This window comes from Saccharothrix stipae, assembly GCF_054781895.1.
In genome coordinates this window covers 955,356-982,297 of sequence record NZ_BAAGTN010000017.1, presented here as the reverse complement: position 1 = coordinate 982,297, position 26,942 = coordinate 955,356, and the positions used below count along the sequence as shown (strand labels likewise).

The window sequence follows — 26,942 nt, the reverse complement described above, 5'->3', positions numbered from 1 at the left end:
TTGTCGGTACCCCTCCCCACAATGGCCACACAGCGCAACCCGTTGACCCACCTCTGTGACGTGGGTAACTTGCCAAACGCACCACTTGGTGGTGGAAGATTCCCAGTGGGGAGGCCGCAGTGCTCCGTCCGCTCGTCGCCGTCGCCATGGCCGCGGCTTCCGCAGTGACCACACCGGCACACGCCGCACCGGCGCACCCGGCACCCGCGCACGCCGCACCGGACCAGGCTCAGCACATCACCGCCCTGGTTCGGGGCATGTCGCTGGAGCAGAAGGTCGGCCAGCTCTTCGTCACCTACCTGCACGGCCAGGCCCCGGACGAGGCGCACCCGGGCAACCTGCGCGACTTCGGCGTCGCCACCCCGGCCGAGGTGGTGGCGAAGTTCCAGCCGGGCGGTGTCGTCTACTTCAACAACTCCAGCTACGACAACATCGACACCCCGCGCCAGATCGCCGCCCTCTCCAACGGCCTGCAACGCGCCGGCCGCATCCCCCTGGCCATCGCCACCGACCAGGAGATGGGCATCGTCACCCGCATCGGCGCGCCCGCCACCCAGTTCCCCGGCAACATGGCCCTCGGCGCGGGCCGCAGCGCCGAGGACGCCGAGCGGGCCGCCCGGATCACCGCCCGCGAGCTGCGCGCCATGGGCATCACCCAGAACTTCGCGCCGGACGCGGACGTGAACTCCAACCCGGCGAACCCGGTCATCGGCGTGCGCTCCTACTCCAGCGACCCGGCGTTGGCCGCCGAGCTGACCGCCGCCCAGGTGCGCGGTTACCAGGGCCGCTTCCTGTCGCCGCACGCGGTGAGCGCGACCGCCAAGCACTTCCCCGGCCACGGCGACACCGACCAGGACAGCCACACCACGCTGCCCAGGGTCGACCGGACCGAGGCGCAGTGGAACGAGGTGGACGCCCCGCCGTTCCGGGCCGCCATCGCCGCGGGCGTCGACTCGGTCATGACCGCGCACATCCAGATGCCGAAGATCGACCCGTCGGGTGAGCCGGCGACGTTGTCCAAGCCCGCCCTCGACCTGCTGCGCGAGAACCTCGGCTACGACGGCGTGGTCATCACCGACTCGCTGGCCATGGCGGGCGTGCGCCAGCTGCACGGCGACGCCGAGATCCCCGTGCTCGCCCTGAAGGCGGGCGTCGACCAGCTGCTCATGCCGGTGGACCTGGAGCTGGCGGTGAACAGCGTGCTGGCGGCCGTGCGCGGCGGCGAGCTGACCGAGCAGCGCATCGACCGGAGCGTGCTGCGGGTGCTGCGGATGAAGTTCCTGCGCGGCATGCTCACCGGCCCGCTCGTGGACGTGGACGCGGTCGACTCCGCGGTCGGCCCGGCCGAGCACCTCGACGCCGCCCGGCGGATCACCGAGCGCACCGTCACCGCCGTCCGCAACGACGCCGGCGTCCTGCCTTTGCGGGCCAAGCCCACCGCCGCGCTGGTCACGGGTTGGGGCGAAACGACGACCCGAACCCTGGCCGGCATCCTCGGCGGCACCGCGCTGCCCACCGGCAGCGCGCCCACCGAAGCCCAGATCACCGCCGCCGTCCAGGCCGCGGGCAACGCCGACGCGGTCGTCGTGCTGACCAACGCGCTGTCCCGCCAGCCGGCGCAGCAAACCCTGCTGACCAGGCTCCTGGCCACCGGCAAACCGGTCGTCGCGGTCGCCGTGCAGAACCCGTACGACGTGGCGCACACCGCCGCGCCGACCTGGCTGGCGACGTACTCCTACAGCGCGGTGTCGATGGCCGCGCTGGCCGGGGTGATCACCGGCGAGATCGCACCGGTCGGCAAGCTGCCGGTCGCGGTTCCCGGACCGACGCCGTACCCCTTCGGCCACGGATTGGCTTGGTGACCGACATGGACCGCAGGCACTTCCTCGCCGCCGGCGCCCTCGCCGTTCCCGCGCTCACCGCGCTCGACCCGCCCGCCGCGGACCAGGCCCCCGACCGCCACCGCCCCCTGAAGACCGGCGCGGAGCAGTTGGCCGAGGACGGTTGGCGCCGGTTCGCGGGCCACCGGGTCGGCGTGGTCACCAACCCGACCGGCGCGCTGCGCGACCAGACCCACATCGTCGACTCGATGGTCGCCGCCGGACTCACGCCGCGGGCCGCGTTCGGCCCGGAGCACGGTTTCCGCGGCACCGCACAGGCCGGCGGCTCGGAGGGCGACTACCTCGACCCGCGCACCGGCGTCCCCGTCTACGACACCTACGGCGCGAGCACCGCCAAGATCGCCGGGATGATCACCAAGGCGGGCGTCGACACCCTCGTGTTCGACATCGCCGACATCGGCGCGCGCTTCTACACCTACATCTGGACCATGTACGCGGTCATGCAGGCGGCCGCCGCGACCGGCGTGCGGTTCGTCGTGCTCGACCGCCCCAACCCGGTCGGCGGCACGGCCCGCGGCCCGCAGCTCGACCCGGCCTACGCGACGTTCGTGGGCCGCAAGCCGATCGCCCAGCAGCACGGCATGACGATCGGCGAGCTGGCGCGCCTGTTCGACGGCGAGTTCCTGCCCACCGACGGCGGCCGGGTGAGCAGCCTCGAAGTGGTCGACGTGAAGGGCTGGAAGCGCGACGACCTGCACTCCGGCCTGCCCTGGATCCCGCCGAGCCCGAACGTGCCCACGCACGACACCGCGCTGGTCTACCCCGGCACGTGCTTGTTCGAGGGGCTCGTGTTCTCCGAGGGCCGCGGCACCACCCGCCCGTTCGAGACGATCGGCGCGCCGGGCCTGGACTGGCGGTGGGCCGAGGACCTCAACGCGCTGGAGCTGCCCGGCGTCCGGTTCCGCGAGACCTACTTCACGCCCACGTTCAACAAGTTCGCCACCAAGCTGTGCGGCGGTGTCGCCCTGCACCTGACCGACCCGCACCGCTTCGACGCGCCGCGCACGGCCGTCGCCATGATCGTCACCGCGAGGACCCGCTACCCGGACGTGTTCGCGTGGCGACCGGACCACTACATCGACAAGCTCAGCGGCTCGGACCGGCTGCGCCGCATGGTCGACGCGGGCGCGGGCACCGATGAGGTGGTCGGCGCCTGGGCCGACGAGCTCGCCGCGTTCGACCGCACCCGCCGGCCGTACCTGCGCTACCGGTAGAGGGAGACAAGCGATGCGCATCCCCGCCCTGCTGATCGCGACCACCATGGCCCTGTCCGTCGCCCTGCCGGCGCACGCCGACCGCCGCGAGGCCCGCTTCGACCAGCCGCACGACGGTTGGGCGAGCAGCGTGCTGCGAACGGGTACCCCGCAGCGCGTGGGACTCGACCCGGCTCCGCTGGACGCCGCACTGGCGCAGATCGAGCGGTACACGGTGCCGGACGCAACCGGCCACCCCCTGTTCGCGGGCGCCGTCACGCTGTTCGCGCACGACGGCGTCGTGGTCACCCACGAGCCGACCGGCTGGGCGGTCCGCTACGCCGACGCCGTCGGCACCGAGCTGCCCGAGCCGCAGCGGGTGCCGATGACGCGGGACACGATCTTCGACCTGGCCTCGATCTCCAAGCTGTTCACCTCGATCGTGGTGATGCGGCAGCACGAGCTGGGCCGCTTCGGGCTGGACGACCCGGTCGCCCGCCACCTGCCGGAGTTCGGCGTCAACGGCAAGGGGTCGATCACCGTCCGGCAGCTGCTGACCCACACGTCGGGCCTGGTGGCGTGGCTGCCACTGTGGTCGCAGTACCCGGACGTGCCGTCCCGGCTCAAAGCCGTGATGGACACGACGCCCCGCAGCGCGCCCGGCACCGCGTACCTGTACTCGGACCTGAACCTGATCACCCTCGGCGTGCTGGTCGAGAAGTGGTCGGGCAAGACGCTGGACCAGCTCGTCCGCGACGACATCACCGGCCCGCTGGGCCTGGTGGACACCGGCTACAACCCGCCGGCGGCCAAGCTGGACCGGATCGCGGCCACCGAGTACCAGGCGGGCCGGGGCATCATCCGCGGCACCGTGCACGACGAGAACGCCTGGTCGCTGGGCGGCGTCGCGGGTCACGCGGGCATGTTCTCCACCGCACGCGAGCTGGCCGTGCTCGGTCAGACGATCCTCAACGGCGGCGCGTACGCGGGCGGCCGGATCCTGCGCCCGGACACCGTCGAGCTGATGCTCACCGACTTCAACCAGGGCTTCCCCGGCAACTCGCACGGCCTGGGCTTCGAGCTGGACCAGCGCTGGTACATGGGCGCCCTGACCTCGCCGAGGGCGGCCGGGCACACCGGCTACACGGGCACCACGCTGGTGCTGGACCCGCTGTCGCGGTCGATCGCGATCCTGCTGACCAACCGCGTGCACCCGAGCCGGAACTGGGGCTCGATCAACCCGGCGCGGCGCGTGGTGGCCAACGGCCTGGCGCAGGCCCTGGCGGTGCGGCCGCGGCACGGCACGGCGTGGACGCCGGAGTCGGACGGCGGCACGTTGACCACGCGCGACCTGCCGCTGCGCGGCGAGCGGCAGCGGTTGTCGTTCTGGGCGTTCGTCGACCTCGACCCCGGCGACCGGGTCGTCGTCGAGGCCACTAACGACGGGGCCGCCTGGCGCGATGTCCAGGTGTTGGCCGGTTACGGACAACGGCGTTGGCAGCGGGTCGAGGTCGAGACGGCGTCGGCGACGCGGTTCCGCTGGCGGTACGTGCGCGGCACGGGCTACGGCGGGCGCGGAGCGTACGTGGACGCCGTGCGCGTCACCGACGACCGGGGCGTCGCACTCGACGCGGAGCGCGAACCAGCGGGTTTGCACCCCGAAGGGTGGCGGGCCGCGGACCGTTAGTGACATCCGCATCGCGGTGGCCCGCCAAGCGGTGCGATTCGGTCACGGTTGGGGTGAGTTACCCCCACCCCGCGTTGACCGAGTGTTGGACGGTTAGTAAGTTTCCCACGTGTCCACCGAAAGTACCGCCGACTCCAGTCCCCTGGTCAAGATCCGTTCACTCCTGCCCGGGCTGGCCCGGGCGGAGCAGCGGGTCGCCAAGGTCGTGCTGGACAACCCGGCGACCGTCGCACACCGCAGCATCACCGAGGTCGCCGAGGCCGCGGGCACCAGCGAGACCACGGTGACCCGGTTCTGCAAGGCCATCGGCGTCGGGGGCTACCCGGAGCTGCGCATAGCGCTGGCCGCCGACACGGCCCGCACCTCGATGCGCCCCGATCGCGACCTGGGCGGCGACATCGGCCCGGGCGACGACATGCGCCAGGTGGTGGGCAAGGTGGCGTTCGCCGACGCGCGGGCGGTCGAGGAGACCGCCGAGCAGCTGAACGTGGAGACGCTCGAAGCGGTGGTCGAGGCCGTCGCGGGCGCGGGCCGGGTGGACGTCTACGGGTTCGGCGCGAGCGCGTTCGTCGCGTTCGACCTCCAGCAAAAGCTTCACCGGATCGGGCGAACCTGCTTCGCCTGGAACGACACCCACATCGCGCTCACGTCGGCCGCCGTGCTGACCGGGGCCGACGTCGCGGTCGGGATATCGCACACCGGCTCCACCTCCGAGACCGTCGAGGCGCTGCGGGTGGCCAAGGAGCACGGCGCGACCACGGTGGCGTTGACCAACTTCCCGCGTTCGCCGATCAGCGAGGTCGCCGACCACGTGCTGACCACGGCGGCGCGCGAGACCACGTTCCGCTCGGGCGCGATGGCCAGCCGGATCGCCCAGCTCACCGTGATCGACTGCCTGTTCATCGGGGTCGCCCAGCGGCACGTGGACAGCGCCAAGACAGCGCTCGAAGCGACGTACGACGCGGTGTCGGGGCATCGCCTCGGCGCCCGACCGGACGGCAGGCGACGCCGGGAGTCCGGTAAATGACGCCGCCCCGGCACGATGTCGCGGTCCGCGTGGACTCACCCACCGAGGCCAGGAACCCGCGGACGGAGGACATCGACCGGCTCTCCACGCTGGACGTGCTCCGCCTGATCAACGCCGAGGACCACCTGGTGCCCGGGGCGGTGGCCGCCGTGCTGCCCGAACTCGCGCGCGCCGCGGACCTCGCCGTCGGCGCCCTGCGCGCCGGTGGCCGCGTGCACTACGTCGGCGCGGGCACGTCGGGCAGGCTGGCCACGCTGGACGCCGCCGAGCTCGTGCCGACGTTCAACGCGCCGTCGGACTGGTTCGTCGCCCACCACGCGGGCGGCCGGGACGCCCTGGTCAACGCCGTGGAGGACGTCGAGGACCAGGGGTCCGACGGTGCCGCCGAGATCCGCAAGCACGCGGCGGCGGGCGACCTGGTGGTGGGCGTCACGGCGTCGGGCCGCACGCCGTTCGTGATGGCCGCGCTGGAGGAGGCGCGGACGCTGGGCGCGCACACCGTGCTGGTCTCCAACAACCCGACCGCGCCCGCGCCGGTCGAGGTGGACGTGCTGATCGCGGTCGACACCGGCCCGGAGGCGATCGCGGGGTCCACCCGGATGAAGGCGGGCACCTCGCAGAAGCTGGTGCTGACGTCGTTCTCGACCGCCGTGATGGTCCGGCTCGGCCGCACGTACTCGAACCTGATGGTGTCGATGCGCGCGACCAACGCCAAGCTGCGCGGCCGCACGGTGCGCATCCTGCGTGAGGCGACCGGCCTGGGCGAGCACGAGTGCACGACGGCGTTGGCCGACGCGGGCGGTGACCTGAAGGTGGCCTTGGTGCACCTGTTGGCGGGCGTCCCCGCGGCGCGCGCGGCGGAGGTGTTGGAACGCACGCAGGGGCACGTCCGGATGGCGCTCAGCCAGCTAGCACCGGGCGCCACGGGATAGGCGTCGACAGCACCATCGCGCTGGACGTCTCGCCGTAGCCGCCCAGCCGCACCAGCAACCGCTCCAGCTCGCTGATCGACGTGGTCACGACCTTGACCACCGAGCAGATGTCGCCGGTCAGCCGCACCACCTCCACCACCTCGGGGCAGTCGTCGAGCAGCTCCGGGTGCACCGTGATGCACCGCGGCCCATAGCACTTCATCCGCACCAGGGCGACCACCGACCGCCCCACCGCCGTCGGGTCCACGGTCGCCCGGTAGCCGGTGATGACGCCCGCGTTCTCCAGCCGTCGCACGCGTTGCGCGACCGTCGGCGGCGACACGTGCACGCGCCGTGCCAACTCGTTGTACGACAGCCGCGCGTCCTCTTGCAGGGCCTCCAGCAGGCCCCAGTCCACGCCGTCCAGTTCGATGCTCACGACCGCAAAGCTACTCGCGATGTCGCCTTTCGTTTGTAAGAACTTCTCGGCGCAACGCCGTCCCTTGCCCATTCAATTCACCCGAAGACGCGGTCATGATGGAAGGCATGACTTGTCCGGTCGCACCCAAACTCGATTTCGGCGGCACGACGCCCTACGAGGACTACGTGCACGCCTCCGTGCTGCACTCGCTGCAACAGCAGTGGTCCAAGGACCCGCGTGAGATGTCGTTCCTGGTGATCACGCAGGTCATGGAGCTGTACTTCGGGCTGCTGTGCTTCGAGTGGCGGCAGGCCAAGACCGAGCTGCGCGCCGACGACCTGCGGGCGGCGGTCCGCACCCTGCGGCGCAGCGAACTGCACATGCAGGCGCTCAACGCGGCGTGGCGGCCGATTGCCCGGATGACGCCCGCCGAGTTCAACTCGTTCCGGGACGCGCTCGGCGAGGGCTCCGGCTTCCAGTCGGGCCGGTACCGCGAGGTGGAGTTCCTGCTCGGCGAGAAGTCCCGGTCGATGCTCGTGCCGCACCGCGCCGTGCCGCAGCAGCACGACGCGCTCGAAGCGCTGCTCGACGAGCCGAGCCTGTACGACGACGTGCTGGCCGCCTTGGGGCGCCAGGGCCTGCCGATCCCGGCCGACGTGCTGGAGCGCGACGTCAGCCAACCGTACGAGCCGAACGCCGAGGTGGAGGCCGTGTGGGCGGACGTCTACCGCGGCGGGTCGCGTGACCTGCTGGAGCTGGGCGAGGCGTTGACCGACATCGCCGAGGAGTTCGCCCGCTGGCGCTACGACCACCTGCTCGCCACCCGCCGTTCGATGGGCGCGAAGACCGGGACCGGCGGTTCGGCGGGGGTTGCGTGGCTGGAGAAGCGCACGCAACGCTCTGTCTTCCCCGAGCTGTGGACGGCTAGGAGTCACGTATGACGCGCACGACCGACCCGCTGGCGCACGTTCGCGACCTGTTCGACCTCGACGACGACGTGGTCTACCTGGACGGCAACTCCCTGGGTGCGCCGCCGAAGGCCGTCGCCGAACGGGTGCAGGACGTGGTGCGCAACCAGTGGGGCCGACGGCTCATCCGGAGCTGGTCGGAGGGCTGGTGGGAGGCGCCGGAACGGGTCGGCAACCGCATCGGGCGGCTCGTCGGTGCCAAGCCGGGGCAGGTCGTGGTGGCGGACTCGACCAGCGTGAACCTGTTCAAGGCGCTGATGGCGGCGGTGCGCAACACCGACCGCATGGAGATCGTGGTGGACGCGGGGACGTTCCCGACCGACGGGTACATCGCGCGGTCGGTGGCGGAGCTGACCGGTCTGGCGTTGCGGCCGGCGCCGCCGGAGGCGCTGGACCTGCGGGACACGACGGCGGTCGTGCTGCTCAACCACGTCGACTACCGCACGGGTCGGCTGCTGGACATGGCGAAGCTGACCGAGCAGGCGCACGCGGTGGGGGCGAAGGTCGTGTGGGACCTGTGCCACAGCGCGGGCGTGCTGCCGATCGAGCTGGACGCGCTCGACGTCGACCTCGCCGTCGGCTGCACGTACAAGTTCCTCAACGGCGGGCCGGGCTCGCCCGCGTTCCTGTACGTGCCCAAGCACGCGCAACCGACGTTCGACCAGCCGTTGACGGGGTGGACGGGCCACGAGGTGCCGTTCGCGATGTCGCCGGAGTACACGCCGGACCCGGGTGTTTCCCGTGCCCGCGTGGGGACGCCGGACATCATCTCGATGCTCGCGCTGGACGCCGCCCTGGACGTCTGGGACCACGTCGACCTGAAGGACGTGCGCGCCAAGGGCCTGGCCCTGACCGCCCACTTCCGCGCCCTGGTGGAGGACCTGCCCGGCATCGAGGTGATCACCCCGGCCGACGAGTGGCGCGGCCACCAGGTCTCCCTCCGCCACCCCGACGCCGCCCGGCTCATCGACGAGCTGGTCGAACGCCAGGTCATCGGCGACCACCGCCCACCGGACCTGCTGCGCTTCGGCTTCGCCCCGCTCTACAACACCTTCGACGACGCCGACCGCGCCGCCACCACCCTGAAACAACTCCTCTGACCGCGAGAGTCCAACACTCACCACACGAGAGTCCAACACTCACCACCCGCGTGTCCTACGTTCAGAACGCGCGTGTCCTACGTTCAGGTACCCCGAGTTCAACGCTCAGGACGGCCACCCGTGTTCTGAGTGTTGAACTCGGGTGTTCCGAACGTAGGACACGGTGGTTCTGAACGTAGGACACGCGCGGGCTGGAGGTACGACTCTCGCGGCTAGGGGGTGGCGGCGTCGGCGATGCTGCGGGCTTCACGGGCGCCGGCGGTCAGGGCCTCGCAGTAGAACAGGACCCAGCGGGTGATGCCCTCGGGGTCGCCGGTGGAGAAGCCGTGCAGGGCGGCGGCGTAGTCGTTCTGACGGCGCAGGCACAGCACCTCGGGCACGCCCAGCGACTTCGGGTCCAGGCCGGTCGCGATGGACGCCAGGCGGGACGCCGCACGTGCCACCACGCCGTTGGCCGTGTCGAACGGCGCCAGCGACATCAGCTCCCCGTGCACCACGGCCACCAGCAGCGGACCGGGGACGAAGGTGCCGCCGGTGACCAGCTCGGAGAGCACGCCCAGGCGTTCCGAGACGCCCGGTGCGGCACGGGGGCGGCCCAGGTCACCGCCCAGGTCGGCGGCGGCCAGCACGTGCAACCGCGCCAACGCCTGCAACGGCGCCCGCTGCCACGTCGGGAACACCACGCCCAACGACTCCGCCACCCGCAACGCACCCGCCAGCACGGGATCGGACACGGTGCCGTCGGACGGGATGGCGGTCGGCCCGCCGTCCAACGCCGCCGACGCACGGGCGGCGCGCACGGACGCCTCGGCCGCGGTGGTCGCCCACCCGCGCAGGTTCACCCGGTGCCGGTGCACCTGGAACACGGCGTCGCGCGCCGCGGCGACGGCGTCGGCCACACCGGGCAGGTCCAGCAGCGGGGCAAGCGGATCGGTCACGCCGGAGCACACTACCCGCCGGTAAGTGGCTATCCACAACTAGCTGGAAATGGATATTCAAGATAGCCACTAACCGGAGTTACCGTCGGTTCATGAACTGGTACGACCGCCCCGTGCTCACCGGCGACCACGTCCGCCTCGAACCCCTCACCCCCGACCACGCCGAGGGCCTGCACGAGGCGGGCAAGGACCCGGAGGTCTGGACCTGGCTCAGCTCACCCCAGCCGGCCACGGTCGAGGAGACCCGCGCGTACATCGAACGCGGCCTCGCCGACACCACCCGCCTCGCCTGGGCGCAGATCGACCCGCGGACCGGCGAGGTCGCCGGCACCACGTCGTACTACGAGATCGACCCGAAGCACCGCGGCCTCTACATCGGCCACACCTGGATCGGCCCGCGCTGGCAGCGCACCGCCCTCAACACCAACGCCAAGTTCCTGCTCCTGCGCCGCGCCTTCGAGGACCTCGGCGCGCTGCGCGTCGGCTGGCACACCGACCTGCGCAACGAGCGCTCGCAGCAGGCCATCGAACGCCTCGGCGCGACCCGCGAGGGCATCCTCCGCGTGCACCGCATCCGCCCGGACGGCACGCTGCGCGACACGGTCGTCTACTCGATGACCGCCGCCGAGTGGCCGGACCTGAAGGCCAAGCTGACGGCGTGACGCGCGTCACGGAGGGTGCCGCTGGTCGCAACCTACGTGTCGTTCGGCGGCATCGCAGTGGTCACGCGGCACGGGTCGGGTTACACAGTTACCCACGCGTTTCGAACTCGGCCGAAATTGGTCTGAACCTTTTGGGTGCGCAGTGAGCTGAATCGCACTACGGTCAGTGCGCATCCCCACGGATTCAGGAGGTCCGCCCACCATGACAGAGCCGCAAGCCGCCCTGGACAACCTGTCGACGGAGACCAGGACGTTCCCGCCCGGCGAGGAGTTCGCCGCGCAGGCGAACGCCACCGCCGCCCTCTACGAGGAGGCGGACGCCGACCGCGAGGCGTTCTGGGCGAAGCAGGCCGAGCGGCTGTCCTGGGACACGAAGTGGGACCGGGTCCTCGACTGGTCCGACGCGCCGTTCGCCAAGTGGTTCGTCGGCGGCAAGCTCAACGTCGCCTACAACTGCGTCGACCGGCACGTCGAGTCCGGTCACGGCGACCAGGTCGCGATCCACTGGGAGGGCGAGCCCGGCGACAGCCGCACCATCACCTACGCCGAGCTCCAGCGCGAGGTCTCCAAGGCCGCCAACGCGCTCGTCGAGCTCGGCGTCGGCGCGGAGGACCGGGTCGCCATCTACATGCCGATGGTCCCCGAGGCCATCTTCTCCATGCTCGCCTGCGCCCGCCTCGGCGCGATGCACAGCGTGGTGTTCGGCGGGTTCTCCGCCGAGGCCCTGCGCACCCGCATCGAGGACTCGCAGGCCAAGCTCGTGATCACCACCGACGGCCAGTTCCGGCGCGGCAAGCCGGCGGCGCTCAAGCCCGCCGTGGACGAGGCCGTGGCCAACGCCGGGAGCATCGAGCACGTGCTGGTCGTCAAGCGGACGAACAACGACGTGGAGTGGACCGAGGGCCGCGACGTCTGGTGGCACGACGTCGTCGACCGCCAGTCCGACCAGCACACGCCGGAGGCGTTCGACTCCGAGCACCCGCTGTTCATCCTCTACACGTCGGGCACCACGGGCCGCCCCAAGGGCATCCTGCACACCTCCGGCGGCTACCTGACCCAGGCGTCCTACACGCACCACAACGTGTTCGACCTCAAGCCCGACACCGACGTGTACTGGTGCACCGCCGACATCGGCTGGGTCACCGGGCACAGCTACATCGTGTACGGCCCGCTGTCCAACCGCGTCACGCAGGTCGTCTACGAGGGCACGCCCAACACCCCGCACGAGGGCAGGCACTGGGAGATCGTGCAGAAGTACGGCGTGTCGATCTACTACACCGCGCCGACGCTGATCCGCACGTTCATGAAGTGGGGCGCGGACATCCCGGCCAAGTACGACCTGTCCAGCCTCCGCGTGCTGGGCAGCGTCGGCGAGCCGATCAACCCCGAGGCGTGGATCTGGTACCGGGAGACCATCGGCGCGGGCCAGACGCCCGTGGTGGACACCTGGTGGCAGACCGAGACGGGCGGGATCATGATCTCGCCGCTGCCCGGCGCCACCACCACCAAGCCCGGTTCGGCGCAGCGCCCGCTGCCCGGCATCGGCGCGAAGGTCGTGGACGACCAGGGCAACGAGGTGCCGCACGGTGGCGGCGGCTACCTGGTGCTGGACCAGCCGTGGCCGGGGATGCTGCGCGGCATCTGGGGCGACGACGAGCGCTACCGCGACACGTACTGGTCGCGGTTCGGCGACCTGGGCTACTACTTCGCCGGTGACGGCGCGAAGTACGACGCCGACGGCGACATCTGGCTGCTGGGCCGGGTGGACGACGTGATGAACGTGTCCGGGCACCGCATCTCCACCACCGAGGTCGAGTCCGCGCTGGTCTCGCACCCGACGGTGGCCGAGGCGGCGGTGGTCGGCGCGACCGACCCGACCACGGGCCAGGGCATCGTGGCGTTCGTGATCCTGCGCGGCGGCGTGGCCGAGGGCTCCGACGGCGCGGAGGCGATCAAGGCGCTGCGCGAGCACGTGGCCAAGGAGATCGGCCCGATCGCGAAGCCGCGCCAGATCATGGTCGTGCCGGAGCTGCCGAAGACCCGCTCGGGCAAGATCATGCGCCGCCTGCTGCGCGACGTGGCGGAGAACCGGCAGGTCGGCGACGTGACCACGCTCGCGGACTCGTCGGTGATGGACCTGATCTCGAACGGCCTGAAGTCGGGCGCTTCCGAGGACTGAGCACGGCAGGACCGAGCACGCCGGCACTGAGCACGTCGGGAGGGGTCCGCCGATCATCGGCGGGCCCCTTCCCGGGTTAGGATCACTCCCGGTGAGCCGGGAAGCCTGGTCGGCACGAGGATGAGTCGTAGCCGAACCACCGGAGTCGATCTTGAACCGCATTCGCCCGGCCGCCGCCGAGTTCGCGCGCTACCTGCGCACCGAGACCGTCGGCGGGATGATCCTCCTCGCGGCCACCGCCGTCGCGCTGATCTGGGCGAACTCGCCGATCTCCGGCAGCTACGCGGCGTTGCGCGACTTCCACCTCGGGCCGGCGTCGCTGCACCTGAGCCTGAGCGTCGGCGACTGGGCCAAGGACGGCCTGCTCGCGATCTTCTTCTTCGTCGCCGGGTTGGAGCTCAAGCGCGAGCTCGTGATCGGCGAGCTGAACGACTTCAAGTCGGCGATCCTGCCGGTGGTGGCCGCGGCCGGCGGCATGGTCGTGCCCGCGGTGATCGCGCTGGGCGTCGGTTGGGGCGAGCCGGGCGTGGAGCGGGCGTGGGCGATCCCGGTGGCCACGGACATCGCGTTCGCGCTGGGCGTGCTCGCGATCACCGCCTCCGGTCTGCCGAACAGCCTGCGGTTGTTCCTGCTCAGCCTGGCCGTGGTGGACGACCTGGGCGCGATCTTCCTCATCGCGGTGCTGTTCACCGCGTCGTTCAACCTGGTCGCGGCGGCCGCGGCGGTCGCGTTGCTGGCGCTGTACGCGTTCCTCCAGCACAAGCGGGTGACGACGCCCTGGCTGTACGTGCCGATCGCGCTCGGCACGTGGGTCGCCGTGCACGCCGCGGGTGTGCACGCCACCATCGCGGGTGTCGCGCTGGCCCTGCTGACCCGCGTGCGCAAGGACCGCTACGAGCACGAGGCGCCGGCGTTGCGACTGGAGCACCGGTTGCAGCCGTGGTCGGCGGCCGTCGCGGTGCCGGTGTTCGCGCTGTTCGCGGCCGGTATCCCGGTCAACGGCGAGGCCTTGGGCTCGCTGTTCTCCGACCGGTTGGCGCTGGGCGTGATGCTGGGCCTGGTGGTGGGCAAGGTGGTCGGCATCGTGGGCGCGTCGGCGTTGGCGGTGCTGTTCAAGGCCGCGGTGTGGCCGAGCGGTGCCGGGCCGCGGGACATCTTCGCGGTGGCGATGCTCGGCGGCGTCGGGTTCACCGTGAGCCTGCTGATCGCGGACCTGGCGCTGGACGGGCCCGCGGCCGAACAGGCCAAGGCGGCCGTGCTGCTGGCGTCGTTGACGGCGTCGCTGCTGGCCGCGGTTTTGCTGGTGCGGCGCAGTCGGGTGCACCAACGCGCCGATGACGACGAGTAAACCGCAGTGGATCAGCCGGTCGGGCGGCCCCCGGCCGGTGTGCATGGCACGATGAGCCGGTGACCAGCGCTCGGGAGAACACCAACGGCAGCGGACTGCCACCTGTTCCGTCGATCCCGTTGACCGCGGAGAGCGCGGTGAAGATCGCGGAGGAAACGTCCATCGGCGGGCTGGTACGCGACGCCACGGCCCACCTGTCCACCTTGGTCAGGGCCGAGGTGGAGCTGGCCAAGTCCGAGGTCGCGGGCGAGATCAAGAAGGGCGTGAAGGGCAGCGTCTTCTTCATCGTCGCGCTGACGGTGCTGCTGTTCAGCTCGTTCTTCTTTTTCTTCTTCGGCGCGGAGCTGCTGGACGTGTGGCTGCCCCGCTGGTCGGCGTTCCTCATCGTGTTCGGGCTGATGCTGCTCACCGCAGTGCTGTTCGCGCTGCTGGGCTACCGCAAGGTGAAGAAGCTGCGGGCACCCCAGCGGACCATCGACTCGGCCAGGGACACCGTCGCGGCCCTCCGGCACCGCGGCGAAGACCGCGACGGCCGCTGAGCCACGCCGTGCGGCTGCCACCGGACCCGTCGACCGCTCGGGTGCCCGGCCCGTGGACGCACCGCGACGTGTCCGCGAACGGCATCCGCCTGCACGTCGCCGAGCTGGGCGAGGGCCCGCTCGTGCTGCTGCTGCACGGGTTCCCGGAGTTCTGGTGGACCTGGCGGCACCAGCTGGTCTCGATCGCCGAGGCGGGCTACCGGGCGGTGGCGGTGGACCTGCGCGGCTACGGCGACTCGGACAAACCACCGCGCGGGTACGACGGGTTCACGCTCGCCGGTGATGTCGCGGGCCTGGTGAAGGCGCTCGGCGAACCGCGGGCGCACCTCGTCGGCCACGCGTGGGGCGGCATGCTCGCGTGGACGGTCGCCGCCATGCACTCCCGGCTGGTCTACTCCGTGACGGCGGTGGCCGCGCCGCACCCGCTGGCGCTGCGCCGTGCGATCCGCCGCCACCCGCGCGGTCAGGGCCGGGCCAGCGCGCACCTGTTCCGCTCCCAGCTGCCGGTGTACCCGGAGCGGTGGCTGACCAGGGACCGCGGTGCGGCGGTGGCCGCCATGCTGGACGCGTGGGGCGGTCCGAAGTGGAGGGTGTCGCCCGAGTTCGACGAGGTGGTGCGCCGCAACCGCGAGGCGGTCCTGGTGCCCGGCGTCGCGCACAGCTCGATGGAGTACCAGCGCTGGGCGGTGCGGTCCCAGCTGCGCGGCGACGGCCGCCGCTTCGCCGAGGCGGTGGACCGCCGGCTGGAGGTCCCGGTGCTCCAGCTCCACGGCGCCCTCGACCCGGTGGTGCTGGAGTCGACCGCGTCGGACTCGTCCCGGTGGACGGGCGCGCGCTCGTCGTACCGGGTGCTGCCCGAGGTGGGTCACTTCCCGCACCAGGAGGCGCCGAACACGACGAGCCGGATCATCACGGACTTCCTGGCGAAGGTCTGACCACCGGGTCCGACTACGCCGTCAGCTTCTGCTTGAGCGCGCCGACGAGCCCGACCAGCTCCGCCGGGCTGCCGCCCCGGTAGACGAGCCCCGGCGGCAGGTCGTCGGGCAACCGGCCGCAGTCCAGCAGCAGGATCCGGTCCGGGTGCCGCGCGGCGACCGAGTCGTACTCGACCCGCGTCCAGTGCTTGGCCGCGTAGACCTCCGTGGCCAGCACCAGCACGTACCGGCTGCGCGCGCCGTAGGTGTTGGGCAGCAGCCGGGTCAGGTCGCCGCCCCACAGCGCCGCGTCCTGGTCCGGCGCGTAGAACACCTTGAACTCCGCGCGCAGCTGGTGGTTGATCTGCCTGGCCAGCGGTTCGTCCTCGGAGGCGTAGGAGATGGCCAGGTCGAACACCAGCTCGTCGGGGTCGCGCCCGAGCAGCCACTCGGTGAACAGCCGCGGACCGCGGGTGAGCCGACCGCCCGACAGCCGCAACGCGCCGACGCTGCGACCCACCCGGACCGCTTCACGGTGCCGTGACCACGGCGGACGGCGCAGCTCCTCGCGCGTGAGGCCATCGTCGGGCAGGTCGCGCACGAGCCGCCGCCCGGCCTCGCCCAGTTGCCGCTCCCACACCGGGAACGTGCCGACGACCTGGTCGAACACGTCGTCCACCGCGTCGTCGAACAGCGTGCCGTCGTGCAGCTCGGCGAGCAGCCGGGTGGTCAGCCACGCGTGGCCGCCGCCGTGGTCGAGCAGCCGGTCCACGTCGGCGCCGGGCGTCGGCGCGGCCAGTTCGGCCACCGCGTCCCGGTCCAGCGGGTCGAGGAACTTCGGCTCGGCCGTGTTCAACGGCGGCGAGCCCCGGTCGTCCGGGTCGCGGAACAGCGCGAGCACCGGTCCGCCCGCGAGCAGGATCGCGATGTCGTCGCGCAGGTGCGTGTCGTCCAGCCAGCGCAGGAACGCGAAGAACCCCGGTCCCCACGTCGCCAGCAGCACCCGGTCGGCTTCGTCCACCACGAGCGTCACCGGCCGGCGTTCGGTCAGCGCCGCGGCCACGTCGTGCCGGGTCGCCGATGCGTGCGCCGTCTCCTGCCTGCCTTCGACGGCGCCGAGCAGCGCCCCCAGCGCCGCGTCCTCCGACGACAGGTCCCAGCCCATCACGTCGGTGCGCACCAACAGCCTGCCCTCGCTCACCAGGTGCCGGGCGAAAGTCGATTTACCGACCCGCCGACCGCCGATGAGCAGTGCGGACCTCCCCTGCTCTAATACCCCGGCCACGTGCGCGAGCTGGACGTGGCGGCCGACGAACAACGCCGACGAGTAGTACGGGTTCATCCGGCCTCATCGTCCAGCAGCCACTGCCGGAACAGGCCGATGCGCACGCCGTCGCCATCGACCAGGCCCTGCGCCCGCAACGCGGCCAGCGCCTGCCGTTCGGCGGCACGGGGCACGAACTCCGGCACGGGCCGGTCGTGCACGACGGCAAGCACGACCTCCCGTTCCACCGGGGTCATCAGCTGCCACAGGTTGTTGCGCAGAAAGAATCCCACGGCGTCGGTATCCTCCAAACGGTCGAGCCCGGCGTGCAGATCCCGCGCCACAAGCTCGTACGGCCTCCGCCGCTGCCGGTAGGCCTCCGCTGCCACTGTCCGTACCAGGGCCGGGTGGCCGCCGGTCAAGTCGAACAGCTCGCCGACGAAGTCCGAACCCGGCGGCTCGACGCCCATCGCGCCGCTCAGCGACACCACCATCTCCTCGACCGCATCGCCGTCAAGCATCGGGACCGGCATCTCCTGGAAGAACGAGAAGAACGGGTTCGTACCCGCCGGTCCGAGGTCGTTGGCACGGTTGACCTCGGCCCGCAGGTCCGCGCCGATCACGACGAGGTGCCGGTGCTCGCCCTGTGCCAGTGCCCGCAACGCGCCGGCAGCCCGCACCCACTGCCGGGCCGCGTAGTCCTCACCCGGCGCGGGAAAGACGCGTTCCAGCTCGTCCAGCACCACCACCAGGGTCGTCGGGGAGGGCCCGAGGTGCTGCTGGCGGCGCTCCAACTCGGCTTCTAGTTCCGTCGCCGTCTTCGGCCGGGCCGGATCGAACGGCCAGTCACCCCGCTCGGCCCGTCCCCACCGGTCGAACGCCCGCAGCACCATGGCGAACAGCGCGCGCGGCCAGTCCTCCCGGTGCCTGTCGAAGCGTTCGAGGTCCACCTGGCACACCGGCCGGTCGACCAAGTGCTGGCGCAGGATGTTGAGCAGACTGGTCTTGCCGACCTTGCGCAACCCGGTTACGAGGACGTGCTCGTGCCGGCGCAATGCGCTGCCGATCGTGTTGAGCATGACGTCGCGCCCGTACAGGAACCGCTCGTTGATCAGCGCGTTCCTGGTGTCGAACAGGTTGTCCCGGTTGCCGTAGTCGCGTTCCAGCTCGGCTAGGAACGCCTCAACCCGCTGGTCAGCGTGCGCCGCACGCAACGACCGCGTGGTGATCGCCACCACCGGCTTGCCACCAACCCTCATCTGGTCCAGCGCGATCTGCGCCTCGCGGCTCATCTCGCCCACGTGAACGAAGTAGCCGAGGCCGCCGTGGGGCACGTGTTCGGCGAATCGCTCAAGCTCACGACCGGTCGGCGACACCTCGACCGAGATCCACACGGGACCGGGGCGGAACAAGGTCAGCGTGTCGGGTTGGAGCCGCAACGGTCGGCGTGCGGCGCCGAACGCGTCCATCACCAAGCTGCGCACGGCCTGCAGGTCGTCGAGCCCGAGCACATCGGCGTCGACGCCCAACACGAGGTGCGCCCGGTTCGCCCGGGCGGCGATCGCTCGCCGCACCCGTTCCGCAAGCCGCCGCAACGACTCCGGCGAGGAGAAGTCGGCCCGGACGCTCTGCCTGCTCGCCAGGGTATGGGGTAGCCGCTCCGGCGCGCCGGCAGCGAGCACCGGAATGAGCAACGTGCCGGTGCTCGCCGCCGTTTCGATCTCACGCAAGGTCCACGGTGACAGATGCTCCGCCGTAATCACGGCCAGCACGGCGTCGGATGATCGCAGGCCGGCGTCGATGCCCGTACCGAGCGGCATACCGGGAAGCAACTCATTCGTGTCCAGCCACACGTCGAGCCCGACCGACTCCAACGCTTCGGCGAGCTTCGCGGCCAACTCGCCGTCGCGGTGCTGGTACGAGATGAAGACCTGGGGCACGCTGGGTAATCGTGCCGTGACGGAGATCGTTACGACGCGCAGGTCTGGGTGGACACCCGACGCACCATCGTTGGCGCCTTCGACACTTCCTCCGCGACCTCGTCCGCGGTCAGCACGAACCCGGTCTCCTGGTCGTCCACGGCCGCGCCGAACACCACGCCCATCACCCGGCCCTGCGGGTCGACCAACGGCCCGCCGGAGTTGCCGCTGCGCACCTTCGCCCGCACCGTGTACACGTCCCGCGTCACGGTCTGCGCGTCGTAGATGTCCGGTCCGCGCAGCATCTTGATCCGCTCCCGCACCCGCGCCTCGGACGCCGTGTACGGGCCGTCCAACGGGTAGCCGAGCACGATCCCGTCCTCGCCCGGCGCGATCTCGTCGGTGCGGAACTGCAACGGCGTGGCCTCCAGGTCCGGCACGGCCAGGATCGCGATGTCGGTCTGCGCGTCGTAGTGCACGACCGTGGCGTCGAACTCGCCGATGCCGACCTCGACCGTCACGTCGGTGGTGCCCGCGACCACGTGCGCGTTCGTCATCACCCGCTCGGGCGAGATGACGAAACCCGTCCCCTCCAACGCCCGCGAGCACGACGGCGCGCGCCCGCGCACCTTCAGCACGCTGGGCTCCAGCTTGCGCACGATCGGGTTCCCGCTCAACGCCGGGTCCGGCGGACCCACGTCCCGCAACGGGGTCTGGTCGAAAGGGTCCATCGCGGCCGGGAAGCCGGACACGTCGAACAGGGACTGCAGGTCGTCGGCCAACGTCCGCGCCGCCTGCGGCATGGTGTCGTCGACGGTGGACAGGATCACCGACTGGTTGAGCGCCTTCGCCAGCGACGGCAGGCCCGCGACCATGGTCAGCGGCAGCGCGATCATCCACGCCACCACGAACACCACCGCGCCCTGCACGATCGCGCCCAGCGTGTTGTCCGCGCCGCGCAACGGGCTGGAGTTGACCCGCGGCTTGATGGTGCGGCCCACGTACACGCCCAGGGTCTCGCCCAGCGCCACCAGCAGCACCACGATGCCGACGGCGAACACGACCTTGGTCACCACGTTGTCGAACTGGGCGACGACCAGCGGCGCGACCTGCGTGCCGAGCGCCAGGCCGAGGAGCACGCCGACGAACGCGGGCAGCGCCACGACCATGCCCTGCCGCGCGCCGGACACCGCGGCGAAGGCGGCCAGCGCCAGCACCAGCAGGTCAACCCAGTTCACTCACACCTCCACCGCGCGCAGGGCCAGGTCGAGATCACGCACGTCCCCGGTGTCCCAAGGCCGTTCCCACCCGCCCAGCGCGAGCAGGCCGTCGAGCAGGCCGGCGGTGAAGCCCCACACCAGCATGCCCGGCGCGGAGAACGCCGGACCGACGTAGCCGGACGGGTGGCTCACCCGGAAGCGGTTCGCCGGGTCCGCCAGGTGCGCGATCGGCACCCTGGCCACCGCGGCGGTCTCGGCCGGGTCGACCGGCGCGACCGGCGACGGCGCGTCCCAGTGCGCCAGCACCGGCGTGACGACGAACCCGGACACCGGCACGTACAGCCGCGGCAGCGTGGCCACCGGCCGGACGCCCTCGCGCAGCACACCCGTCTCCTCGAACGCCTCGCGCAGCGCCGTGTCCACCGGTCCGTCGTCGGTGGGGTCGGCCGCGCCGCCGGGGAACGCGACCTGGCCGGGGTGCGAGCCGAGGGTGTCGGCGCGGCGCAGCAGCAGCACGTCCGGGCCGCCGGGGCCCTCGCCGAACAGCATGAGCACGGCGGCGGGCCGTCCGGTGCCGTCGGGTGGCGGCTTGATGCGGGTGAAGGCGCGCGCGTCGGTCCCGGCGGTCGCCTCGACCAGCCCGCTCATCCACCCGGGTACGTCGTCCGGGTCGACCAGGGCCGTCATCCGACCACCTCGCGCACCTGGTCGACCGACGTGAAGACGATGGGATCGGTCACCCGGGTCAGCGAGCCGTCCGCGCCGACGAAGTAGTTCATCGGCAACGTCCGGGGCGTGCGGACGGCCTTGCGCACGGCGTCGGCCGGATCGACGACCGACGGCAGGTGCACGCCGAGTTTCGCCAGCAGCTCCAGACCGTCCGCCTCCTCGCTATCCACCAGGACCGCCACCACCGGCACCGCGCCGGGCTCCCGCGCGTAGGCGTCCAGCACCTTGAGCTCCTCTTGACAGGGAACGCACCAGGTGGCCCAGAAGTTCACCACAGCCCGGCCGGTCACGGTGGACGCCACGTCGACCGGGCGGCCGTCGCCCAGGCACGTGACCACGACACCGCGCAGCGGCTCCGGCCCCCGGACGTCCGGCGGCCCCTGGGGGCACGGCCCGAGCGCGGCCCGCGCCCGTGCGGCGTCCACGTCGGCGGTGCTCTCCGTGCGGGTCGGGATCGTGCCCGGCCCCACCGGCTCGGGTGACCGCGGCCACAGCGCGACCACGCCCGCCACCGCCAGCACCAGGACGACGACGGCCCACCGCGCGGCCGCGCTCACGCCAGCTTCTCCCCCGCCCGGACGCGTTCGGCGAGCTCGATCAACCGCGGCGCTTCCTCGCCCTTGACGAGCTTCTGGGCCTTGACCGGGTCGACCTGCCCGATGCCGTAGGACGGGCACTGGGGCGCCAGCAGGCACGCGCCGCAGGCGGGCGTGCGGGCGTGGCAGACGCGGCGGCCGTGGAAGATCGTGCGGTGCGAGAGCAAGGTCCACTCCTTGCGCTCGACCAGCGCGCCGATGGTGTGCTCGACCTTGACCGGGTCCTCCTCCCGGGTCCAGCCCCAGCGGCGGACGAGCCGGCCGAAGTGCGTGTCGACCGTGATCCCCGGCACACCGAAAGCGTCGCCCAGCACCACGTTCGCGGTCTTGCGGCCCACGCCGGGCAGCGTCACGAGGTCTTCGAGCCGGCCGGGCACCTCGCCGCCGAACCGCTCGACCAGCGCGGCGCCCAGGCCGATCACGGACGTCGCCTTGTTGCGGTAGAAGCCGGTCGACTTGATCAGCTCTTCGAGCTCGGCGCGGTCCGCGGCCGCGTAGTCGGCCGCCGTGGGGTAGCGCTTGAACAACGCGGGCGTGACCTGGTTCACCCGGACGTCGGTGGTCTGCGCGGAGAGCACCACCGCGACCAGGAGCTGCAACGGGTCGGCGAAGTCCAACTCGCAGTGCGCGTCGGGGTAACCCTCGCCGAGGACCCGGACCATGCGACGCGCCCGGCGGACCAGCCCCAGCCTCGTCTCCGGCTGCTTCACCGCGCTCTTCGCCATGGGACGAGGTTACTGGCCCTCCGCTTCGCCGGGCGGGAGCGGGTTTGACGCGGCACGATCACGGGCAAGCAACCACAGGCCGATCGCGCACGTCCCTATAACGACCTCGAACCGACACGCCAGAGTGACCCCCCTTGACCGCGCGCCGAACCGGATGCGCAAGGATCGGAGCCATCATGACTGCCTGGTTCGTCATCGCCGTTCCGATCGTGATCATGTTCTTCGCGCTCTTCATGGAGCGCGTTGAAGCTCGTCTGCGGCACGTCGCCGTGCAGGAGGACGAGGTCGAGGAGTTCCTGGAGTCGGCCCGCCCCGACGAGGTCAGGGCGCTCTACGGGCACGGCATCGGCCGCGCGCTGGAACTGTTCCGGCTGCGCAGGCTGGGCGGTCGTGCCAGGAACCTGCGTCAGCGGCGCACCCGCCGCTAGCGGGGTAGGACCGGCGAGGCCCACGGGGTCAACCCCCGCGGGCCTTATCGGGCTGTCCGGGCTGGTTGGCGGCGCGCCGAAAGGCGATCCCGACCACAGCCCTTAGACTGCACTCAGTGATCGGCGGCAGGCGCTGATCCGCCAGAAGGCGGAACGCGCTCAACCATGCCGCCGCGTCTCGACAGGAGGGACGAGGTGGACGAGACCCTGGCCCGCGCGGGCATTTTCCAGGGGGTTGAACAGGCCGCAGCGGAGGCACTGGCGCAGACGCTGGAGTCTGTTGAATTCCCGCGTGGCCACGTGATCTTCGCGGAAGGCGAGCCGGGCGACCGGCTCTACATCATCCAGTCCGGCAAGGTGAAGATCGGCCGCAAGTCGCCGGACGGCCGGGAGAACCTGTTGGGGATCTTCGGACCGTCCGACATGTTCGGCGAGCTGTCGATCTTCGACCCCGGTCCGCGCACGTCCACCGCGACCACGGTGACCGAAGTGCGCGCGGTCAGCATGGACCGACCCGCGCTGCGGCAGTGGATCACCAACCGGCCGGAGATCGCCGAGCAGCTGCTGAGGGCGTTGGCCCGCAGGCTGCGCCGGACGAACTCCATGCTGGCCGACCTGATCTTCACCGACGTGCCCGGCCGCGTGGCCAAGGCGTTGCTGCAACTCGCGCAGCGCTTCGGCAGCCAGGAGGCCGGTCTGCTGCGGGTCACCCACGACCTGACGCAGGAGGAGATCGCCCAGTTCGTGGGCGCCTCGCGCGAGACGGTGAACAAGGCCCTGGCCGACTTCGCCCACCGCGGTTGGCTCCGGCTGGAGGGCAAGAGCGTGCTGATCCTCGACCCCGAGCGCCTGGCCCGCCGCGCCCGCTAGCGGCGTCGAGAAGCACAACAAGACCGGGCGCCGCCCCCGACGCGGCGCACCGGTCTTGTTGTCGCACGGCCCATCCCCCGACAGACCGCGCTCTTTCCACACCTCCGGCGCCCGCAGGCCCCGACCCTCGTAGCGCCGGAAGGAGGCTTGGTTACCCGCCGCGACCTCGGTCGAAACGGGTTGGCAGTGGGAGTGGCTCCTTCCACGATCGCACGCCACCCACCCCGCAACTCAAGGCCGTTCACCCTCAAGGACCCTCTGTTCAGCGGTTTCTCGGGGTGGTTTCACCCGGTCATCCCATTGTTGTGATCGAACCGCAACCAACTCCCACCGGCTGGACGGTTCAAGACCATCCGGAGCCCCGGAAGACCTGGTGACGGATGGCACCGGTAATTGACTGGTACGTACGTACCACTGTCGGCATACTGGTACGCATGTCCCACTCTGCCCGCCTCTCCGACTACCGCACCGCCCTGACGACCCCCGGCATGCGCGGCCCCGTGGTCGCGTCCCTGCTCGCCCGCCTGCCGATCGCGATGGTCGGCCTGTCGCTGCTGCTCTACGTGCAGCGCGAGACCGGTTCGTTCGCCGCGGCCGGTCTGGTGTCGGCGGCGTCGCTGGTGGGCGTCGCGGTCGGGTCGATCGTGCAGGGCAGGTTGATGGACCGGCTCGGGCCGACCCGCCCGTTGCTCGCCGCGGTGTCGTTGTTCGCGGTCTTCGTGGCGCTGGCCATCGCCGCGGTCGAGGCGGGCGCGGCGCTGACCGTGCTCGTGCCGGTCGCGTTCCTGGTCGGGCTCAACGAACCGATGGTCGGCTCCGCGTCGCGCGCGCTGTGGTCGCAGGTGCTGCCCGCCGGGCCCGCGCGGCTGGCCGGGTACGCCTACGAGGCGATCAGCATGGAGGTGTTCTTCATCCTCGGTCCCGGCCTGGCCGGGCTGCTGGTCGCGGCGCCGTGGGCGGGCACCGGCGTGGTGATCGGCGCGGCGTCGATGGTGGTCGGCGCGTTGTGGTTCGCGTTGAACCCGACGGTGCGCGGCGTGCGGCCGGTGGCCATGAGCCGGAACCTGTTGGGCGCGTTGGCGTCGCCGGGGATGCGCACGGTCGCGTTGGCGGCGTTGGGCTTCGGTGTGACGATCGGGTTCATCGAGGTCGCCGTGCCCGCCGCCGCGGCGCAGGCCGGTCACGTCGGCATGGGCGGCCTGCTGCTGAGCCTGTGGTCGGTCAGCTCGGTGCTGTTCGGCATCCTGTACTCGATGAGGCCGTTCCCGCGGGCCATGCACCTGCGGCTGCCCGTGCTGCTCGGCGGGTTCGCGGTGCTGTCGCTGCTGCTCGCCGTGCCGACCGGGTTGATCGGCCTGGGTGCGGCGCTGCTCGTGGTCGGCACCCTGATCACGCCGCAGGCCACCGCCCACTCGGCCGCGATCGAGCAGGTCGCGCCCGCCGGGACGGCCACCGAGGCGTTCGGCTGGGTGGTGACGGCGGTGACCGTGGGGTTGGCGATCGGGCAGTCGGCGAGCGGCCAGCTGGTCGAGGCCTACGGCACGGGCGCGGCGTTCGTCGCGGCGGCGGTGTCGGGCCTCGCGATCGCGGTGCTGGTGTGGGTCTTCCGCGGCACCGTCGCGGCGGGCGTGCCGGTGTCCCGGGAGGACCTGGCCCTCGTGGGGCGCTGATCGCCCGGAATTGTCGGTGGTCGGGTCTACCTTCTGCCGCATGGACCTGACCGCCACCACGGCCGACCTGGCCGCCGCCGCTGCCGACGTCGCCCGCCTCCTGCCGACCAGGGTGTACGACCCGGTGCTGGCCGGCCTCGTGCTGCGCGCCGCCGCCGGCGGGGTCGAGCTGGCGGGCAGCGACCGGGAGCACGCCGTCCGCCTGACCCGTGCCGCGACGGTGCACGCGGACGGTGCGGTGGTCGTCCCGGCGCGCCCGCTGGCGGACACCCTCCGGAGCCTGGAAGACCCCCAGGTCAGGTTGGTCGTCGAGGGGTCGCGCCTGGCGGTGCGGACGTCGACGGCCCGCTTCGCCCTGCCGTTGCTCGACCTGGCCGCGCACCCCGGCATCCCACCGCTGCCGGCCGCGGTCGGCACGATCTCCGCGCGTGCGCTGGCGGGTGCGCTGGTCCCGGTTTCCGGTGCGGCGTCGAAGGACGACGCCCTGCCGGTGTTCACCGGCGTCCGGATGCACGGCGGAGCGGGACGGCTGGAACTGATCGCCACGGACCGTTACCGGATGGCGTTCGCATCACTGCCTTGGGCGGCGACGGGCGAGTTGGACGTCCTGGCGCCGGCGGTGGTGCTGGCCGAGGCGTCCAGGCAGCCGGACCGCGATGCCGACGTGACGGTGCACGCCGACGTCGACCGCATCGCCCTGTCGTGGGCGGGTGGGAGCGTGAGCACGGCGCTGCTGGCCGCCCCGTTCCCCGACGATCGAGTGCGGAAGCTGCTGGAGGCGGTCATCGACAGCACGGTGGTGGTGGAGGCCGATGTGCTGGCCGGCGCGGTGCGACGGGCGGTCCCCTACACCGGGCCGCACGGTTCGGTCACCATCCAGGTGGACGACGGGGAGCTGCGGGTGCGCGGCAGTGATCCGCAGAGCGGTGAGTCGGAGGAGTCGGTGAAGGCGACCGTCGACGGCAACAGGGTGACGAAGACGTTCCAGGCCAGGTACTTGGCGGACGCGTTGCGGGCGTTCAGCGGTCGGCGAGTGGAACTGCGAATCCAGGACGGCCTGCGTTCCACCGTGCTGACGAGCCAGGTGGGCGAAGACGGTGTAGAACTCACCTACCTGGTCGTCCCCCTACGAACCGCCTCCTAACCAGCCGGGTCACACAATCGGGTGATCATGGCCCGAAAATGTACGGAAACACCGTTACCCCACCTCGGTTGAAAACCAGCGGAGCCCGAAACCACCCCCGACCACCCACTCACCCACCCAGACCCCGCGTACCCGGGACCCACCTACCCCGCGTCCGCACCCCAGACCCACATCGCGTCCAGCACCCCACGCAGCCCGTGCCCACGAGCCGTCAGCGAGTACCGGACCCGACTGGGCCACCCCCGCTCCCGCACCCGCACCACCACGGCGCTCGCGGCCAGTTGCGCGAGCCGTTCGCTGAGCACCTTGTCCGACAACGCCGGCAGCGCGGCGGCCAACTCACCGAAGCTCCGCTCACCCGCGAACAACTCCCGCACCACCAACGTCGTCCACCGCCCCCGCAACGTGATCTCCACCGGGCAGTCCGCCACCGGGTGGTCGACCTCGCCGTGCGGATCGCCCGCCCAGGCGCCGACCGCAAGCCCCGCGCCGGCCACAGGTCCCGCGCCAGCCGCAGGTCCGGTGCCGGCCGCGACTCCCGCACCCGCCGCAAACCGCGCGCCGACCGCAGATCCCGCGCTAGCAGCAA

Annotated in this window: 25 protein-coding genes; 16 read left to right on the top strand and 9 right to left on the bottom strand. The window is 71.6% G+C overall.

The window, feature by feature from the left end; genetic code table 11:
* The first annotated feature begins 146 nt into the window (after positions 1 to 146).
* The 5 genes from ACYVLT_RS32795 (at position 147) to murQ (ending at position 6,740) form a co-directional block, all read left to right on the top strand.
* Positions 147 to 1,862 (top strand): glycoside hydrolase family 3 protein, encoded by a 1,716-nt coding sequence (locus tag ACYVLT_RS32795; RefSeq protein WP_461124172.1) that lies wholly within the window; start codon positions 147 to 149, stop codon positions 1,860 to 1,862.
* Positions 1,863 to 1,867: 5 nt separating this feature from the next.
* On the top strand, positions 1,868 to 3,115 hold the full coding sequence (locus tag ACYVLT_RS32790; protein ID WP_461124171.1) for an exo-beta-N-acetylmuramidase NamZ family protein: 1,248 nt from the start codon (positions 1,868 to 1,870) through the stop codon (positions 3,113 to 3,115).
* Between the two features lie 13 nt (positions 3,116 to 3,128).
* On the top strand, positions 3,129 to 4,781 hold the full coding sequence (locus ACYVLT_RS32785) for a serine hydrolase domain-containing protein (RefSeq protein WP_461124000.1): 1,653 nt from the start codon (positions 3,129 to 3,131) through the stop codon (positions 4,779 to 4,781).
* Positions 4,782 to 4,890: 109 nt separating this feature from the next.
* Positions 4,891 to 5,808 (top strand): MurR/RpiR family transcriptional regulator, encoded by a 918-nt coding sequence (locus ACYVLT_RS32780; protein ID WP_360454791.1) that lies wholly within the window; start codon positions 4,891 to 4,893, stop codon positions 5,806 to 5,808.
* A complete protein-coding gene (murQ, locus tag ACYVLT_RS32775) occupies positions 5,805 to 6,740 on the top strand; it encodes an N-acetylmuramic acid 6-phosphate etherase (RefSeq protein ID WP_461123999.1) in 936 nt (311 codons plus the stop codon). The genes ACYVLT_RS32780 and murQ overlap by 4 nt, the downstream gene beginning before the upstream one ends.
* Here murQ and ACYVLT_RS32770 read toward each other — a convergent pair.
* Positions 6,709 to 7,158, bottom strand: a complete 450-nt coding sequence (locus ACYVLT_RS32770) for an Lrp/AsnC family transcriptional regulator (RefSeq protein ID WP_360454785.1) — start codon at positions 7,156 to 7,158, stop codon at positions 6,709 to 6,711. The genes murQ and ACYVLT_RS32770 overlap by 32 nt on opposite strands.
* A 107-nt stretch (positions 7,159 to 7,265) precedes the next feature.
* On the opposite strand from ACYVLT_RS32770, the gene ACYVLT_RS32765 reads away from it, so the two are divergent.
* Together ACYVLT_RS32765 and kynU are read left to right on the top strand one after the other, a co-directional pair.
* Entirely contained in the window at positions 7,266 to 8,081 is an 816-nt protein-coding gene (locus ACYVLT_RS32765; protein WP_461123998.1) for a tryptophan 2,3-dioxygenase, read from the top strand.
* Positions 8,078 to 9,208 (top strand): kynureninase, encoded by a 1,131-nt coding sequence (kynU, locus tag ACYVLT_RS32760; protein WP_461123997.1) that lies wholly within the window; start codon positions 8,078 to 8,080, stop codon positions 9,206 to 9,208. Before ACYVLT_RS32765 ends, kynU begins: the two co-directional genes overlap by 4 nt.
* A gap of 212 nt (positions 9,209 to 9,420) precedes the next feature.
* Here the strand turns inward: kynU and ACYVLT_RS32755 are convergent, their stop codons facing one another.
* Positions 9,421 to 10,146, bottom strand: a complete 726-nt coding sequence (locus tag ACYVLT_RS32755; RefSeq protein WP_461123996.1) for a Fic family protein — start codon at positions 10,144 to 10,146, stop codon at positions 9,421 to 9,423.
* A 92-nt stretch (positions 10,147 to 10,238) separates the two neighbouring features.
* Between ACYVLT_RS32755 and ACYVLT_RS32750 the strand changes: the two genes are divergently transcribed.
* The 5 genes from ACYVLT_RS32750 (at position 10,239) to ACYVLT_RS32730 (ending at position 15,809) form a co-directional block, all read left to right on the top strand.
* The gene (locus ACYVLT_RS32750) at positions 10,239 to 10,808 is read left to right on the top strand and encodes a GNAT family N-acetyltransferase (protein WP_461123995.1); all 570 of its coding nucleotides are present in this window, start codon (positions 10,239 to 10,241) and stop codon (positions 10,806 to 10,808) included.
* A 202-nt stretch (positions 10,809 to 11,010) separates the two neighbouring features.
* Complete coding sequence (gene acs / locus ACYVLT_RS32745) at positions 11,011 to 12,987, top strand: acetate--CoA ligase (protein WP_461123994.1); 1,977 nt, start codon at positions 11,011 to 11,013, stop codon at positions 12,985 to 12,987.
* A 151-nt stretch (positions 12,988 to 13,138) separates the two neighbouring features.
* A complete protein-coding gene (gene nhaA, locus ACYVLT_RS32740) occupies positions 13,139 to 14,335 on the top strand; it encodes a Na+/H+ antiporter NhaA (protein WP_461123993.1) in 1,197 nt (398 codons plus the stop codon).
* 59 nt (positions 14,336 to 14,394) lie between these two features.
* Positions 14,395 to 14,874: a phage holin family protein gene (locus ACYVLT_RS32735; RefSeq protein WP_461123992.1), complete on the top strand. Its 480-nt coding sequence runs from the start codon at positions 14,395 to 14,397 to the stop codon at positions 14,872 to 14,874.
* 8 nt (positions 14,875 to 14,882) lie between these two features.
* A complete protein-coding gene (locus ACYVLT_RS32730) occupies positions 14,883 to 15,809 on the top strand; it encodes an alpha/beta fold hydrolase (protein WP_461123991.1) in 927 nt (308 codons plus the stop codon).
* Positions 15,810 to 15,822: 13 nt separating this feature from the next.
* Here the strand turns inward: ACYVLT_RS32730 and ACYVLT_RS32725 are convergent, their stop codons facing one another.
* Genes ACYVLT_RS32725 through nth form a run of 6 tightly spaced genes read right to left on the bottom strand, consistent with a single transcriptional unit; the run spans position 15,823 to position 22,241 of the window.
* Positions 15,823 to 17,130 (bottom strand): AAA family ATPase, encoded by a 1,308-nt coding sequence (locus tag ACYVLT_RS32725; protein WP_461123990.1) that lies wholly within the window; start codon positions 17,128 to 17,130, stop codon positions 15,823 to 15,825.
* Positions 17,127 to 18,992, bottom strand: a complete 1,866-nt coding sequence (locus ACYVLT_RS32720; RefSeq protein ID WP_461123989.1) for a toll/interleukin-1 receptor domain-containing protein — start codon at positions 18,990 to 18,992, stop codon at positions 17,127 to 17,129. The genes ACYVLT_RS32725 and ACYVLT_RS32720 overlap by 4 nt, the downstream gene beginning before the upstream one ends.
* A 29-nt stretch (positions 18,993 to 19,021) precedes the next feature.
* Complete coding sequence (locus tag ACYVLT_RS32715; RefSeq protein WP_461123988.1) at positions 19,022 to 20,209, bottom strand: MarP family serine protease; 1,188 nt, start codon at positions 20,207 to 20,209, stop codon at positions 19,022 to 19,024.
* Positions 20,210 to 20,878, bottom strand: coding sequence for an NUDIX hydrolase (locus tag ACYVLT_RS32710; protein ID WP_461123987.1), 669 nt, complete (start codon positions 20,876 to 20,878; stop codon positions 20,210 to 20,212).
* A complete protein-coding gene (locus ACYVLT_RS32705) occupies positions 20,875 to 21,477 on the bottom strand; it encodes a TlpA family protein disulfide reductase (RefSeq protein WP_461123986.1) in 603 nt (200 codons plus the stop codon). The genes ACYVLT_RS32710 and ACYVLT_RS32705 overlap by 4 nt, the downstream gene beginning before the upstream one ends.
* The gene (nth, locus tag ACYVLT_RS32700) at positions 21,474 to 22,241 is read right to left on the bottom strand and encodes an endonuclease III (RefSeq protein ID WP_461123985.1); all 768 of its coding nucleotides are present in this window, start codon (positions 22,239 to 22,241) and stop codon (positions 21,474 to 21,476) included. Before nth ends, ACYVLT_RS32705 begins: the two co-directional genes overlap by 4 nt.
* A 176-nt stretch (positions 22,242 to 22,417) precedes the next feature.
* Here nth and ACYVLT_RS32695 point away from each other — a divergent pair, with 176 nt between their 5' ends.
* The 4 genes from ACYVLT_RS32695 (at position 22,418) to dnaN (ending at position 26,353) form a co-directional block, all read left to right on the top strand.
* A complete protein-coding gene (locus ACYVLT_RS32695; RefSeq protein ID WP_015097743.1) occupies positions 22,418 to 22,669 on the top strand; it encodes a hypothetical protein in 252 nt (83 codons plus the stop codon).
* Positions 22,670 to 22,864: 195 nt separating this feature from the next.
* On the top strand, positions 22,865 to 23,539 hold the full coding sequence (locus ACYVLT_RS32690; protein ID WP_033441932.1) for a Crp/Fnr family transcriptional regulator: 675 nt from the start codon (positions 22,865 to 22,867) through the stop codon (positions 23,537 to 23,539).
* A 434-nt stretch (positions 23,540 to 23,973) separates the two neighbouring features.
* Complete coding sequence (locus ACYVLT_RS32685) at positions 23,974 to 25,209, top strand: MFS transporter (RefSeq protein ID WP_461123984.1); 1,236 nt, start codon at positions 23,974 to 23,976, stop codon at positions 25,207 to 25,209.
* 40 nt (positions 25,210 to 25,249) lie between these two features.
* On the top strand, positions 25,250 to 26,353 hold the full coding sequence (gene dnaN / locus ACYVLT_RS32680; RefSeq protein WP_461123983.1) for a DNA polymerase III subunit beta: 1,104 nt from the start codon (positions 25,250 to 25,252) through the stop codon (positions 26,351 to 26,353).
* Positions 26,354 to 26,496: 143 nt separating this feature from the next.
* Here the strand turns inward: dnaN and ACYVLT_RS32675 are convergent, their stop codons facing one another.
* Positions 26,497 to 26,850 (bottom strand): winged helix-turn-helix transcriptional regulator, encoded by a 354-nt coding sequence (locus ACYVLT_RS32675; RefSeq protein WP_461123982.1) that lies wholly within the window; start codon positions 26,848 to 26,850, stop codon positions 26,497 to 26,499.
* Between the last annotated feature and the right edge of the window lie 92 nt (positions 26,851 to 26,942).